Source organism: Janthinobacterium sp. UMAB-56, from assembly GCF_900095265.1.
In the GTDB taxonomy this organism is placed as follows: Bacteria; Pseudomonadota; Gammaproteobacteria; order Burkholderiales; family Burkholderiaceae_D; genus Janthinobacterium.
The window spans coordinates 271,067-284,911 of record NZ_LT607652.1; the positions used below are offsets into that span (position 1 = coordinate 271,067).

Below are 13,845 nucleotides of genomic sequence, written 5' to 3' on the forward strand. Positions count from 1 at the left end.
TCACCTTGCGGGGGAAGAGGGTTGAAAGCGGGCGGGCAGGGGCTGGGGAAATTCCAGGATGAAAATCGCATACGCATGCTCGCGCGACACGCAGCGGATGCGCGCCTGCCAGGCAGTGACGATCTGCCGGCACAGGGCCAGGCCGATGCCGCTGCCGTTATGCACGGGATGCGAGTAAAAGCGCTCGAAGATCAGCGGCAGGCGGTTTTTCGCGATGCCGCAGCCCGTGTCGATGAACAGCAGCCTGGGCACGGGGCGGGCGCCATCGATGATGATGCGCACGCGGCCCTTGCCGGCCCGCTGGATGGCCTTCAGCGCGTTTCTCATCAGGTTCAGCAGGATCACCACGCACAGTTCGTCCTGGCCGGCGAACTGGAAGTCGGCGCGCACGTCCACCTTGACGCTGCTGCGCTGCTTGTTGCCGGTAAATGGATAGCGCTTGAGCACGGAGCTCACCATTGCCAGCATCGATAGCGCCTGGCTGGGCTGGAGGTTGCGGTTCACGGCACTGGCGCTCATCAGGAACAAATCGATCATGTGCTGCATGTGGCGCACTTCGAACTGGATGCGCGACAGGGCTTCCTGCAACGGAGGGGTGTCGTCCGCCTGGCCGGCCAGCTGCGGCAGCAGCCGGCGCATGCCCCGCACATTGGCTTCCACGCTGGTCAGCGGCGTGCGCAGCTCGTGCGCCACGGAACCGAGCCCGGCCGCCAGGCCTGCCAGCCGTTCCAATTCCAGCACCTTGCTGCCTACTTTCACGACGGACAGCGCGGCAATGGTGAACCAGTGCACGGGCAGTTGCTGCAGCACGTCACGTTGTAGCAGGAAGCGGCCCTCTCCCTGGAGGATAACGGCGAGGCAGGCGCTGCTGGTGCCAATCAGGTAGGCGCGGCAAGCCAGTTTCGTTTCGAAATGAAACAGCACGACCAGGCCGATCAGCAGCGATTCGCTCCAGATGGACGACGCTTGATTCATCAGAAACATGAAAGTAAAGAAGAAGGGCAGGATGTAGCTGAGCGCGAACAGCAGGTAGCGCGACAACCAGCGTGACGAGAAGCGGCGCGCAAACAGGCCAGCGGCGCAGATGCCCACGCCCGTCAGGCGCAGGGCCAGGTTTTCATAGGCTTGCGGAAAAAAGAAATGCCATAGCAGGTAGTACAGCGGCATCGCCACCGTGCCCACGGCGGCCAGCATGGCGACTCTGCCTGCCAGGTTTTCATGCGGCACGCGTTCATGCAGCAGCGAATGGAGCAGGCGCCTGCGCCAGTGTATCCATCGTTCTTGCCATTGCTGCGTCATGACTCTGCCTTGATTCTCTTTAGAACATTATCATCGCGTAAATTTTCCTGGTTGAACGGTTATCGCGTCGGACATTGATATACGTCAATGGATGAGTTGGCAACACGGTCAAGGCTTTAATCCGCAGCAAACCTTTCCCTAGGAGAAAACCCATGACCATCGTTACCAACTTGCACACCCCATCCATTGCCCGTGCCGAACACTGCCTGCCAGACTACATCGTGCGGCGCATGGATGCACATCACATCACGCGCATCGAAAAATTGCTGGGCGGCCAGCATCCCCATGCCTGGCAAGCGACACCCGCGCATGCCATTTTCCTGGCGGGCAATGACTATTTGTCCATCGCCGCCGAGCCGGCGCTGGTGGCGGCCCAGGTGGCATCCCTGCAGGCGAACGCGGGCGGCATGCTGATGTCGGCCGTGTACTTGCAGGAAGGCAGCGAACAGCACCGGCTGGAAAGTCGTCTGGCCCGCTTCATGGGCTGCGAGGATGGCATCCTGGCGCAGTCCGGCATGGCGGCCAACGTCGGCTTGCTGCAGTGTATCGCCAGCCCCGGCATTCCCGTCTACCTGGATATGCAAGCCCATGCCTCGCTGTGGGAAGGCGTGCTGTCGGCGCAGACCCAGGCTGTCGCCTTCTTGCACAACGACATGACGCACCTGCGGCGGCAAGTGGAGAAGCATGGCTGCGGCGTGATTGTCGTCGACGCCCTGTATAGCACCAACGGCAGCCTGGCGCCGCTGCTGGAACTGCTCGAGATCGCCGAGCGCAGCGACTGCGTGGTGGTGGTCGACGAGTCGCACTCGCTGGGCACGCATGGCCCGCAGGGCGCGGGCCTGGTGGAAGCCTGGGGACTGGGCCACCGCGTGCATTTCCGCACGGCGTCGCTGGCCAAGGCCTTCGCGGGCCGGGCCGGTTTCATCAGCTGTTCGAGTCGCTTCAAGGGGTATTTCTTGTCAGAATCACGCCCCGCCATCTTCAGTTCCTGCCTGCTGGCACATGAGCTGGCGTGGCTGGGCGCGGCGCTCGATTTCATCCGGGCTGCCGATGGGCGTCGCGCCACTTTGCAGCGCCACACGCTGCAGGTGCGCGAAGGCTTGCGCGAGCTGGGCTACAACGTCAGCGATGGCACGGAGCAAATCGTGGCGCTGGAAGCGGGCGGCGAGCCGGCCACCCTGGCCCTGCGCCAGGCGCTGGAGCGGCAGGGCATTTACGGCGCCATGTTTTGCGCCCCGGCAACGGCGAAGAACCGCGCCCTCGTACGCCTGACCCTCAATGCGGGACTCGACGAGACGGGCATCGCCAAGTTGTTGGCCGCCTGCGCCGCCATCCGCGCCGAAGTGGGCGTGGAACACTGGCAGTCGACGCGGCGTTTGCGCAAGCTGGCGCTGGTGTAAGCGGCGGCGGCTGCCAGCGTCAGCCTGCCAATTTGCCCAGGATGGCCGATAGCGCTCCCAGCTGTTCTGCCGGCGCATCCTGCAGCAATTCGCGGCCCACCGCATGCGCGGTGGCGCTGGCATGTTCCAGTAATTCCTGGCCGGCCGCTGTCAGCACGGCATAGCCGACGCGCGCGTCGCGCACATCGGCCTGGCGCTCCACCAGGCCGATTTTTTCCAGCGGCATCAGGGAGCGCGTCACGCCGGAAGCCGTCAGTGCCAGGCGCTCTGCCAGGTCGATGCGGCGCAGGCGCGCACCGGGTGCACGCTGCAGCTGATACAACAATTGATAGTCGCTGAAGCTCAGGCCATGCAAATTGCCCAGGGCGCTGTCGAAGCGGCGCACGATGAGCGCCTGGGCGCGCGCCATGCGCAGGAAAAAGTCCAGCGCGCCATCGCTGTCCGGCGGCAGGGAAGTGTGATCGGTCATGGTTGTCTTTGTGTCGTCTGCGCAGTGCTTGAGTACGCAAGTGTAAAGCAATGTTCATCAATACAGTGGCTGACCCTGTTCCAGCCACTGTGCGCGGTGCAGCGCCAGCAGGGCGCCCAGCTCGGCTTCCGCATCGAAGGCGGGGTCGTCAAGCAGCTTGATGGTGTCGATGATCTCGCAGGAAAAAGCTGCCGCGCCGTCGCGCCGCCAGTCCGCCTGGAGCAGGGCGTTGCGGTGCTTGCCCAGGTTGAGCTCGAAGCGATGCCGGTTCAGCATGCCGGGCGCGTTACGGCTGCATTCGAGCAAGGTCCGTCCGCTGGGCAGGTGCCGCAGGGCGATGATGCCCAGCGGTGGCGGCTGTTGCCGGTAGTGTGCTTTCAATATTGCCTGTCGTGACTTGTCCATATTGTATTTTCTCTCATGTTCGTTGTTCAAAGCGTTTCTGCTCCGGCGATGCGCGGGATGGCGGTGAAGAGTGCCGCCGCCACGGCGGCGGCCAGCAGCAGGGCGCCGCCGCCGCAGAACAGCTCGCCTACTGTGAGACGGCGCAGCAGCGCGCCCGTGGCCGCCGCCGACAGCGGCGCCAGTCCCAGGAAGAGGGCCATGAACAGGGCCATTGCCCGGCCCAGCATGGCGGGCGCCACGCGCCGTTGTATCCAGGTAAAGATGACCACCTGCAAGTAGCCGCCCAGCATGCCGGTCAGCGCCAGCAGGGCCGCGCCTTGCCACGCCGTGCTGATTTGTCCCAGCCCCATCAGCAGCAGGCCGACGAAGGCGTCGACGAGCAGCAGGGTGGCGCCGAAACGCCGGCGCAGCCAGGCGCCGCCCAGGCTTGATGCCAGCATGCCGGCCAGGGTGCCGGCGCCGTGCGCGCCCATCAGTAAGCCCAGCGCCGAGGCGCCGTGCAGGCGCTCGCTGGCCAGCACGGGCAGGGCCACTTGCAGCGGCCCCATGACGAAGAACGCCACCACCGCCCAGTACACATAGCAGCTGCGCAAGGGCTGGTCGCGCCACACCATGGCCAGGCCCGCCGCCATGTCGCGCCACATGCCCTGCGCCGCCGCCACGGCCAGTGGCCGCAGCTTGACTTGCCGCAAGGTCCAGGCGGAAAACAGGAACGTCAGCGCATCGATGGCAAAGGCGGCGGCCAGGGACTCCATGCCGGTTTGCTGTGCGCCATCGCGGGCGCCGAGCACGAGGGCGGCCAGCAGGGGGCCGGCCAGCAAGGACAACTGGCGCACCGCCATCTGCAAGCTGTTTGCCGTCTGCAGCGATGGCGGCGGCACGGCTTGCGGCAGGATGGCCGTGCCGGCGGGAATGCCGAAGGCCGACGCGATGCCCAGTGCCAACGCGGCCACATACGCCAGCGTCAGGCTGGCGTGGCCAAGCAACAGCAGTGCTGCCAGCAATAGCAGGATGGCGGCGCTCGCATATTTGCTCAGCAGCATCACGCGTCGGGCTGAATAGCGGTCGGCGACGGTGCCGCCCAACACGATGAGCACGGCGCGTGGGGCGCCCATCAGGGCCACGGCGATGCCAAGGCTGAGGCTATCGCCCGTCAGGCTCAGCACCAGCCAGGGCAGGGCCAGCATGCTGAATTGGTCGCCCAGCATGGAAATCAGGCCGCCACCGAGTAGCCAGCGGAAGTTGCCATTGCGTAGCAAAGAGGAGTCTGTTGTGGTCGCCATGTTCGTCGTGTTGGTGGTTGAGAGCTTGCATGGTAGTTGATTAAAGCTTGATCAGTCAAGTATATTGCCATTTGTTGTGGCAGTGACAGCGGGCGCCGCGTGGGCCGCCGGCGCTTGCGCTATCATGACGGCCATGACTGATACCACTGCCCCCACCCTGTACGAGACCATAGGCGGCGCCCCCGTGCTGCGTGAAATGGTCGACCGTTTTTACGACTTGATGGAACTGGAAGCCGAGTTTGCCGGCATCCGCGTCATGCATCCGCCCTCGACGGACGGTTCGCGCGACAAGCTGTATTTCTTCCTGACGGGCTGGATGGGCGGACCGGATTTGTATATCGAGCAATTCGGCCACCCGCGCCTTCGCGCGCGCCACTTGCCTTACGCCATCGGCACCAGCGAGCGCGACCAGTGGCTGCGCGCCATGGCCTGGGCCATGGAAGACACGGGCATCGAAGAGTCCCTGCGCGTGCGCCTGATGGAATCGTTCTATCAGACGGCCGACTGGATGCGCAACAAACCTGACTGATCCCATGAGCCCAATCGAGTTTTACAGCCTGCTGGGCGCCGCCATCGTCGCCATCGTCTTATTGCTATTGCTCTTGCTGCGCCCGCGCGGCACCGCCGGCGATGGCGCCACCACGCTGGCGCTGGTGCAGCAGCACCAGCAGCAGAGTCTGGAACGCATCGACCGGGTCGAGCGCGAAGTGCGGCTGCAACTGCAGGCGTCTGCGCAGGCGACGCGCCAGGATCTGGCCGCCGGCCTGGCACAATTCCAGGCGGCGACCTTGCAACAGCTCGACAGCCTGCGCACGCAGATGCAGGCGCAGGGGAAAGTCGGGCGCGAGGAACAGGCGCAAAGCCTGGCGCGCTTTGCCGAGAGCACGAATCAAACCCTGGCCCAGCTGACAGAATCGAATGCGCAGCGCATGCTGGAAGTGCGCGCCACGCTGGAAAGCAAGATCCGCGACTTGCAGGCCGACAATGGTGCGCGCCTGGAAGAGATGCGCAAGACGGTCGACGAGAAACTCCATGCGACGCTGGAGACGCGTCTTTCCGCTTCGTTCCAGCAAGTGTCTGAGCGGCTGGAAAAAGTCCACCAGGGTCTCGGTGAAATGCAGCAGCTGGCGCTGGGCGTGGGCGACCTGAAGCGGGTGCTCACCAACGTCAAAACGCGCGGCACCTGGGGCGAAGTGCAGCTGGAAATGCTGCTGGAGCAGGTACTCACTGTCGACCAGTACGCCAAGAACGTGGAAACGCTGCCTGGCAGTGGCGCGCGCGTGGAATTCGCCCTGAAGCTGCCGGGCTTGAGCGATGGCGGTCCGCCCGTCTGGATGCCTATCGATGCGAAATTCCCCAAGGAGCAATACGAGCGCCTGGTCGATGCGGCCGAGCGGGCCGATGCCGACGGCGTGGCCCTGGCGGGACGCGAGCTGGAACGCGCCGTGCGCGGCGAAGCGAAAACCATCGCCGAGAAATACCTGGCGCCGCCGCAGACCACCGACTTTGCCATCCTGTTCCTGCCTACGGAAGGCTTGTACGCGGAAGTGTTGCGCCGCCCGGGACTGGCCGACGAATTGCAGCGCGTGCACCGGGTCAGCATCGCCGGGCCATCCACCCTGACGGCCTTGCTCAACAGTCTGCAAATGGGTTTCCGCACCCTGGCGCTGGAAAAGCGCTCGTCGGAAGTGTGGCAGGTGCTGGGCGCCGTCAAGACGGAGTTCGGCAAGTTCGGCGACGTGCTGTCGCAAACCCGGCTGACCCTGGAAAAGGCGGCGAAGAATATCGAAAGCGCGGAAGTACGCAGCCGGCAGATGGCGCGCAAGCTGAAATCCGTGGAAGCCTTGCCGGGCGAAGCGGCTGCCTTGCTGCTGGGTAAGGCGGACGGCGAATAGCGCCGTCGGCGTTTATGCTGCCGCTGGCCGGCGGCGCAGCGTAGCACTGGCCATCAGCGCCAGGCCCGCCAGCAGCATGGCCCAGGTTTGCGGTTCCGGCACGGCCGGCAGGGCTGTCGGGCCGGTGGGCGGCAGTGTCGGCAGGATCACGGTGGGTGGCACGATGATGCTGCTGCCCGTCGAGCCAGGCGGCAAGCCACCGCCACCGCCTGCACCGACTGGCGGCGTGATGCCGCCGGCGGTACGCACATAATCGAAGGGCAGGAAGGGCATGCTTGCCACCTCGGGCGGCATGGCGCCGCCCGTGAAAGAACCGCCGCGCAAGGCGTCGGGATTGTCGATCACGGGCACGCCTGCCGCTTCCGGGGCGGCGGGCGCGGCGGCAACGGGTGCTGCACCGCCGGGAGCGGCACCGCCAGCAGCCGGCGGCGCCGACGCGGGCGCCTGCGTGATACGGCTGACGTTGCGGCAGATCGTCGGTACGAGGATGCACTGGCCCTGCACGCAATACACGAGTCCCCGTTCCTGCATTTGTTCGTTCCACCCCGCACGCGTGACATTGCGGCAAACGCGGCCCGGTCCGAAATGCATGTCGCTGATGCGTGCGTTGTAATTGCCCTTGCCGCGGATGGCGTCGCGGCTGATCACCACGATCTCATCGTACTGGCGCGCGCGCATGCGCGCCTTCAATTGTTCGCGCACTGGCGGCGCGATATCCGTATAGCGGTCTACGGCCGCCACCACGTCACCCATGAATGGGTCAACGCCGGGACGGTTCCAGCTGCAATTTTCCAGCACGTCGGCCCGTGGCCCCCCTTTTGCATAGGCGGGCAGTGGCGCCAGGGACAACATGCCAAGCAGGCAAGCCGCTCCCAGCATGCTGGCACCCGCGATCCATGAGCTGTGTCTCATTGTTAGTTTCCTCGTGAAAACAATATCAAAATTGAACTTTTCTATAAGTTCGAATGTTATCACCAAAGAAACTTCAATATCAACTAATAAATAAAATTATTGCAATTAGTGTTGTGTTTATTGATTCGATATTTGTGGAAATAATTAATATTATTATCTGTGTATGCAAGCAGTTGCCGCGCAGGAGGGGATTGCGAAAGGCTAATGCAAGCGGCCCGCACAGGGCGGGCCGTTGGTGAAGAGGAGGGGAAGCAGGCGGCGGAGTGTGGAATGCGGCCCGGCCAGCGCGTCAGCCTGGCCGGCGCTGGCGGATCAGGTCAATCCATGGAATAGCACGATATCGACGAGGTCTCCAGCCGCCACCTGACCTTGCGCTTCATGCAGCACGATCATGCAATTGGCTTGCGTCATCGAGCGCAGGATGCCGGAGCCTTGCGCCCCCGTCACGCGCACGTGCTGGCGTCCGTCCGCGCCGCGCTCGACGATGCCGCGCTGGTATTCGGTGCGGCCGCGTTTCTTGCGGATGGGCGCTTGCGCCACCACTTGCATCAGCGGCAAGGTGGACGTCTCCGCATCGGCCCCCATCAGGCGCAGCAAGGCCGGGCGGGCGAGGAAATAAAACGCCGCCATCACAGCCACGGGGTTGCCGGGCAGGCCCAGCAGCAAAGCCGTGTCGTTTTCGCTGGCAATCTGGCCAAAGGCCATGGGGCGCCCCGGGCGCATGTTGATTTGCCAGAAGGCCACTTCACCGAGACGCGCCAGGATCTCGCGCGTGAAATCGGCCGCGCCGCTCGAGACGCCGCCCGAGGTGATGATGACGTCGGCCTTGGCGCAGGCGCCGCGCAAGGCTGCTTCCAGCGCTTGCGGCGCATCCTTGACGATGCCCATGTCGAGCACTTCGCAACCCAGGCGGCTCAGCATGCCCAGCAGGGTGTAGCGGTTGCTGTCATAGATGCAGCCAGCGGCGAGCGGCTCGCCGATCGAGCGCAATTCGTCGCCGGTGGAAAAACAGGCCACGCGCAGGCGCCGGCGCACGGCCACCGAGGCGATGCCCAGCGAAGCGAGCAGACCCAGTTCGGCCGGTCCGAGTAGCTTGCCTTGCAGCAGCGCAGGCTGGCCTTGCATCAAGTCTTCACCCTTGAAACGGCGGTTGTCGCCGGGGCGGATGCAGTCCGGTGCCAGCCTAATGCTGCTTGCGCTGGCCTGCTGCACCAGTTCCTGCGGCACCACGCTGTCGCAGCCGTCCGGCATGACGGCGCCCGTCATGATGCGCGCGCATTGCCCGCGTCCAACTTTGACTGTGCCGGGGCGGCCGGCCAGGATGGTATCGACCACTGTCAGGGTCAGCGCAACATCGCCACCGAGGTCGGCCCCATGCAAGGCATAGCCATCCATGGCGGAATTGTCGTGCGCGGGCACGCTGATGGGCGAGATGATGTCGGCCGCCAAAATGCGCTCGAACGCTTGCGGCAGCGGCAAGGTTTCAATCTCGGCCACGGGCGCGACCGTATCGGCCAGGATGGCTTGCGCCATCGGCACGGACAGGTCCTGCGCCTGCAGGGCGGCCAGTTCGTCCGGGGTATTGATATTGCCGAACGCGCCATGGTTGTCGAAGAGCACCTCGGCCAGTTTCAAGGCGCCGTGCCAGGTACGCATGCGGCGTTCGCCGGCAGCCAGGTAGGCATCGAGCTGGGGCAGGGCCGAGGTTTTCACCAGGCAAAAGACGGGGTGGGGGCGGCGCACGGCCGATCCCGTCGCCGGATCGATTTCCTCGGTGACGGCGATGGCCAGGTCGGCATCGTGTTCGATGAGACCGGCGGCCAGGCGCGCCGCCAGGTCGGGCGGCAGCAGGGGCGAGTCGCACGGCACGCTGAGCAGGTAGGGCGTGGTGGCGTGCTGCATGGCGCTATGCAAGCCGGCCAGCGGGCCCAGTTGGCCCGGCAGCGCATCTGGCCACACGGGCAGGCCGAAGCGCGCATAGTCACCGGCATCGGCGTGGACACTGATGGCCAGCTGTCCCACTTGCGGCGCCAGGCGCTGCAGCACGTGGCGCGCCAGGGGCTGGCCATGCAGCGGCAGCATGCCCTTGTCGCGCTGGCCCATGCGCGTGCCGAGGCCGCCAGCCAGGAGCAGGCCGGTAATGTCGTGTTTGTTGATCATGTCAGGTAGGAAAATGGATGCACGCGCCATGGTAGCAGCGGCGCGCGTGCGTTGCGCCCGATTCAGCCGCCGATATACGACATTTCCACTTTCTTTTTACCCTGCTCAAGTGCGCCGCCCGTCAAATCCGTCTGGCTGGTGCGCAATTGCGAATAGCGGTCGCCGCGGCCGCGCCACAACTGCGCCACGGCCGAGGAAATTTCCGCGTCGCTGCGGCCACCGCGCAGCAGGCTGCGCAAGTCGTGGCCGCTGCTGGCGAACAAACACGTGTACAGCTTGCCTTCGGTCGAGAGGCGAGCGCGGCTGCAATCGCCGCAGAAAGCTTGCGTAACGCTGGAAATGAGGCCGATTTCGCCGCTGCCATCGGCGTAGCGCCAGCGCGCCGCCGTCTCGCCCGCGTAATTGGGATCGATGGGCAGCAAGGGCATGTGCAAGGCGATGCGCCGCACGACTTCGGCCGAAGGGATGACTTCCTGCAAGTTCCAGCCGTTCGAGGCGCCCACATCCATGTATTCAATGAAGCGCAAGATATAGGGCGTGCCCTGGAAGTGGCGTGCCATGGGGACGATTTCCTGCTCGTTCATGCCGGCCTTGACGACCATATTGATCTTGATGGGTCCCAGGCCCGCCGCATGCGCCGCAGCTATGCCGCCCAGCACGTCGGCCACGGCGAAGTCGACATCGTTCATGCGCTTGAAGGTGGCGTCGTCGAGCGAATCGAGTGAGACGGTGACTCGGTTCAGGCCCGCATCCTTCAAGGCCTGCGCCTTTCTGGCCAGCAGGGAACCGTTGCTCGTCAGGGTCAGGTCCAGCGGCTGGCCCGAGGGTGTGCGCAGTTCGGCCAGCATGGCGATGAGCTTTTCGATATTCTTGCGCAGCAGTGGCTCGCCGCCCGTCAGGCGGATCTTTTCCACGCCGTGCGCCACGAACAGGCGGGCGATGCGCGTGATTTCTTCGAACGACAGCAAATCCGTGTGCGGCAGATACACATGGTTCTTGTCGAACACTTCCTTCGGCATGCAATACACGCAACGGAAATTGCAGCGGTCGGTAATCGAGATGCGCAGGTCGTGCAGGGGCCGGCCCAGGCTGTCGGCCACGTTGCCGCTGGGGCTTTCCAGCCGCGCGGGGATCGCCAAAGGCCCGTTGCGGGCCTCGGCGAGGTAGATAATCTTGTCAGCCATGAAAGGTGATGCCGTTTACGTAAAGTCGTTCAAGGCAGATACGATAGCACGAGGCCGAAGATGGCACAGGCGAGCAGCAATTTGATGGTGCCCACTTGAAACCTGAGCAGCGCCACGCCGGCCGCCAGGGCGATGGCGATGGCCAGCCAGTCCCAGTGCGGCTGCGGGTTTTCTTGCCAGAAGACATGGCGGCCAAAGAACAGGGCCAGGCTGGCAATGACGCCCACCACGGCCGCCGAGATGGCCGTCAGGGGCGCACTCAGGCGCAGGTTGCCGCGCGACGCTTCCACCAGGGGGGCGCCGGCCAGGATGAAGATGAACGAAGGCAGGAAAGTGAACCAGCTGGCGACCAGCGCGCCGCACACGCCCGCCAGCCACAGGTGCTCACCAGTGATGCCTGCCGCATGGCTCCAGCCGCCCACGAAGCCGATGAAGGCGACGATCATGATCAGCGGGCCGGGCGTCGTTTCGCCCAGCGCCAGTCCATCCATCATCTGCGCGCTGCTGATCCAGTGGTAGTGCTCGGCAGCGCCCTGCACCAGGTAGGGCAGCACGGCATACGCGCCGCCGAAGGTGAGCAGGGCCGCCTTGCTGAAAAACATGCCCATCTGCGCCAGAGGCTGGCCTGTCCCGCCCGCCAGCGCCAGGCCCAGCCAGGTAATGAAAGCCAGCACCAGGCCCACGGCGGCCGTGCCCAGCAGGCGCGGCCATTTGAGCTGCGCGTGCTCCGGCGCGGGCGTGTCGTCATCGATCAGGGCGGCGCCGTAGCGGGCCGCGCCGCCGTGTTGCGTGCTGCCACCATGAAAGTGGGTCGGCAGCCAGCGCCCGCCCGCCATGCCCAGCAGAGCGGCGACGAGCACGATCAGTGGAAAAGGCAGCCGTAGCACGGCGATGGCGACCAATGCGCCCACCGCGATGGCGATCAGGCCGGGGCTGCACAGGGTGCGCCGGCCCAGACGCCATGCGGCCGCCAGCACGATGGCGACGACGGCCGGCTTGATGCCATACAGGATGGCGGCGATGGCGCCCACATGGCCATACGCCATGTAGAGCCAGGACAGGGTGATCAGCAACAGCAGCGAGGGCAGCAGGAATAGCAGGCCGGCCAGCAGGGCGCCGCGCGTGCGGTGCATCAGCCAGCCGATGTAAATGGCCAGCTGGGTCGCTTCCGGTCCCGGCAGCAGCATGCAGTAATTCAGGGCATGCAAGAAGCGCCGCTCGGAAATCCAGCGCCGCTTTTCCACCAGTTCCGCATGCATCATGGCGATTTGCCCTGCCGGGCCGCCAAAGCTGACGCAGCCCAGCTTGAGCCAGTACCAGAAGGCGCTGCGCAGGCTGACGGGGGCGGGAGGCGGAAGGTTCTCGTGCATGGCGGCTGGCTGGCAAAGGTGGGGACGTAAAAAAGGGGAAGCCTGAGCTTCCCCTTTCATCATTGGCGGCAGGGCGAACCCGGCACGCTTATGGGCGTTGCGTGTTGACCTGGATCAACGGCTCATCCGATTGCGGCGGCAATGGCTTGCGCTCGCGCGGCTTGCGGACCGGGGCAACTGCCTTGGCAGCGGCTTCCTGCGCCAGGCGCAGTTTTTCCGGATCAGTGGCAGCCAGGGTCAGGCCGGCCGAACCGAGCACCGCATTCAAGTCCAGCGGCGCGGCCACTGGCGCTGGAGCCGGAGCTACAGGAGCAGGAGCCACTACAGGTGCTGGCGCTGGTGCAGGAGGAGCCACCACCGGTGCGGCTTCCACCACGACAGGTGCTGCTTCGGCTACTGGCGCTTCTTCGCTCACGGCGATGGCTTCCACCAGTGGCGCAGCTTCTACCTCGGGCACGGCTTCCATGATGATTTCCGCTGGTGCCGGTGCCGCTTCCGCTTTCTCGGCAAAGCTGTACTCGGCAACGGGCGCTGGTTCGACAGCGGCTGACGTAACTTGCGCTACAGCAACGACGGCTTCAACAGGCGCTTCCGGTACGATCACTGCGGCGACTGGCGCAGCTTCTGCGGCAGGAGCAGCTTCTTCGACCTTGGCAGCTTCCACAACGTCGACCACGTCGACCACTTCCGCCACGGCGGCTGGCGTTGCGACGGCAGCTTCCACTGGCGCAGCGACGGCGACGACAGCGGCGGCGGCCACTGGGGCCGCATCAGCAGCAGCTTGCGGTGCCGGAGCGACCGTAAAGCTGATCACCGGCGCGTCCTGGCCATCGTTTTCACCGTTTGCCGATTCGATCAGCTCGCCCGTTTCACGGTCGCGGCGGTTGCGGTTGCGGCCACCACGACGACGGCGGCGGCGCGGTTCTTCGCCTTCCGCGTCGTTTTCCGTCTCGTCGCCTTCAGGACCGGCATTTGCCGGTGCTTTCAGCAGGTTCGCCGGTGCGGCGTCGGATTCAGGGCCGTTTGACGCCACGACCACGTTGACGGCGCTGGCACTGGCGCCAAGCAGGGCCAGTTCGTCAGCTTTCACTTCAGCCACAACAGCCTTGTCGGCGCGTGGTTCGCGTCCTTCGCGTGGCTGGCGTGGCGGACGCTCGGCGCGTTCCGGACGCTCTGCGCGCTCGGGACGTTCCGCGCGTTCCGGACGTTCGCCGCGCTCGCGTGGCGCCGCCGTTGCATCGACGGCTTCGCGCGCTTCACGCGGTTCGCGTGGCGGACGCGGTGGGCGTGGCGGACGGGCCGCTTTTTCCAGTGCTTCCGCTTCTTTCGTTGCATCGTCCTGGGCTGGGCGGCCTTGGCCCGGTTCGCGTTCTTCGCGGCCAGGCTTGCCGTTGCGGCCACGGCCACGCGGGCCACGGCTGTTGCGGTCGCCACGGTCGGTGCCGGCCGGCTTGGCTGGGGCGACAGG

11 protein-coding genes and 1 pseudogene are annotated in these 13,845 nt (G+C 65.2%); 3 read left to right on the plus strand and 9 right to left on the minus strand.

Features of this window, described 5'->3' with window-relative positions:
- Complete coding sequence (locus tag K0F85_RS04285; RefSeq protein WP_219114697.1) at positions 1-1,299, minus strand: HAMP domain-containing sensor histidine kinase; 1,299 nt, start codon at positions 1,297-1,299, stop codon at positions 1-3.
- 152 nt (positions 1,300-1,451) lie between these two features.
- Here K0F85_RS04285 and cqsA point away from each other — a divergent pair, with 152 nt between their 5' ends.
- On the plus strand, positions 1,452-2,699 hold the full coding sequence (cqsA, locus tag K0F85_RS04290) for an alpha-hydroxyketone-type quorum-sensing autoinducer synthase (RefSeq protein ID WP_219114698.1): 1,248 nt from the start codon (positions 1,452-1,454) through the stop codon (positions 2,697-2,699).
- A 19-nt stretch (positions 2,700-2,718) separates the two neighbouring features.
- On the opposite strand, the gene K0F85_RS04295 is transcribed toward cqsA, so the two are convergent.
- From K0F85_RS04295 to K0F85_RS04305, 3 genes are read right to left on the minus strand one after another with little or no spacing between them, the layout of a single operon-like run.
- Positions 2,719-3,168: a MarR family winged helix-turn-helix transcriptional regulator gene (locus K0F85_RS04295; protein WP_219114699.1), complete on the minus strand. Its 450-nt coding sequence runs from the start codon at positions 3,166-3,168 to the stop codon at positions 2,719-2,721.
- A gap of 57 nt (positions 3,169-3,225) precedes the next feature.
- Entirely contained in the window at positions 3,226-3,573 is a 348-nt protein-coding gene (locus K0F85_RS04300; protein ID WP_219114700.1) for a GIY-YIG nuclease family protein, read from the minus strand.
- A gap of 26 nt (positions 3,574-3,599) precedes the next feature.
- A complete protein-coding gene (locus K0F85_RS04305; RefSeq protein WP_219114701.1) occupies positions 3,600-4,856 on the minus strand; it encodes an MFS transporter in 1,257 nt (418 codons plus the stop codon).
- 133 nt (positions 4,857-4,989) lie between these two features.
- Here K0F85_RS04305 and K0F85_RS04310 point away from each other — a divergent pair, with 133 nt between their 5' ends.
- Positions 4,990-5,385, plus strand: a complete 396-nt coding sequence (locus tag K0F85_RS04310) for a group II truncated hemoglobin (protein ID WP_219114702.1) — start codon at positions 4,990-4,992, stop codon at positions 5,383-5,385.
- Positions 5,386-5,389: 4 nt separating this feature from the next.
- A complete protein-coding gene (rmuC, locus tag K0F85_RS04315; RefSeq protein ID WP_219114703.1) occupies positions 5,390-6,751 on the plus strand; it encodes a DNA recombination protein RmuC in 1,362 nt (453 codons plus the stop codon).
- 12 nt (positions 6,752-6,763) lie between these two features.
- On the opposite strand, the gene K0F85_RS04320 is transcribed toward rmuC, so the two are convergent.
- The 5 genes and pseudogenes from K0F85_RS04320 to K0F85_RS28570 form a co-directional block, all read right to left on the minus strand.
- Complete coding sequence (locus K0F85_RS04320) at positions 6,764-7,663, minus strand: MHFG family PEP-CTERM protein (RefSeq protein ID WP_219114704.1); 900 nt, start codon at positions 7,661-7,663, stop codon at positions 6,764-6,766.
- A 312-nt stretch (positions 7,664-7,975) separates the two neighbouring features.
- A complete protein-coding gene (gene glp, locus K0F85_RS04325) occupies positions 7,976-9,823 on the minus strand; it encodes a gephyrin-like molybdotransferase Glp (RefSeq protein WP_257572517.1) in 1,848 nt (615 codons plus the stop codon).
- Positions 9,824-9,885: 62 nt separating this feature from the next.
- Complete coding sequence (moaA, locus tag K0F85_RS04330; protein WP_257572518.1) at positions 9,886-11,007, minus strand: GTP 3',8-cyclase MoaA; 1,122 nt, start codon at positions 11,005-11,007, stop codon at positions 9,886-9,888.
- 29 nt (positions 11,008-11,036) lie between these two features.
- Positions 11,037-12,377: a chromate efflux transporter gene (gene chrA / locus K0F85_RS04335; RefSeq protein WP_219114706.1), complete on the minus strand. Its 1,341-nt coding sequence runs from the start codon at positions 12,375-12,377 to the stop codon at positions 11,037-11,039.
- 88 nt (positions 12,378-12,465) lie between these two features.
- Positions 12,466-13,845: pseudogene (locus tag K0F85_RS28570) on the minus strand (ribonuclease E/G); the annotation flags it as partial.

What these genes read in the sequence shown, in the direction of transcription:
- K0F85_RS04285 (WP_219114697.1), bottom strand. Translation starts at nt 1,299, where the DNA reads ATGACGCAGCAATGGCAAGAACGATGGATACACTGGCGCAGGCGCCTG.
- cqsA (WP_219114698.1), top strand. Translation starts at nt 1,452, where the DNA reads ATGACCATCGTTACCAACTTGCACACCCCATCCATTGCCCGTGCCGAA.
- K0F85_RS04295 (WP_219114699.1), bottom strand. Translation starts at nt 3,168, where the DNA reads ATGACCGATCACACTTCCCTGCCGCCGGACAGCGATGGCGCGCTGGAC.
- K0F85_RS04300 (WP_219114700.1), bottom strand. Translation starts at nt 3,573, where the DNA reads ATGGACAAGTCACGACAGGCAATATTGAAAGCACACTACCGGCAACAG.
- K0F85_RS04305 (WP_219114701.1), bottom strand. Translation starts at nt 4,856, where the DNA reads ATGGCGACCACAACAGACTCCTCTTTGCTACGCAATGGCAACTTCCGC.
- K0F85_RS04310 (WP_219114702.1), top strand. Translation starts at nt 4,990, where the DNA reads ATGACTGATACCACTGCCCCCACCCTGTACGAGACCATAGGCGGCGCC.
- rmuC (WP_219114703.1), top strand. Translation starts at nt 5,390, where the DNA reads ATGAGCCCAATCGAGTTTTACAGCCTGCTGGGCGCCGCCATCGTCGCC.
- K0F85_RS04320 (WP_219114704.1), bottom strand. Translation starts at nt 7,663, where the DNA reads ATGAGACACAGCTCATGGATCGCGGGTGCCAGCATGCTGGGAGCGGCT.
- glp (WP_257572517.1), bottom strand. Translation starts at nt 9,823, where the DNA reads ATGATCAACAAACACGACATTACCGGCCTGCTCCTGGCTGGCGGCCTC.
- moaA (WP_257572518.1), bottom strand. Translation starts at nt 11,007, where the DNA reads ATGGCTGACAAGATTATCTACCTCGCCGAGGCCCGCAACGGGCCTTTG.
- chrA (WP_219114706.1), bottom strand. Translation starts at nt 12,377, where the DNA reads ATGCACGAGAACCTTCCGCCTCCCGCCCCCGTCAGCCTGCGCAGCGCC.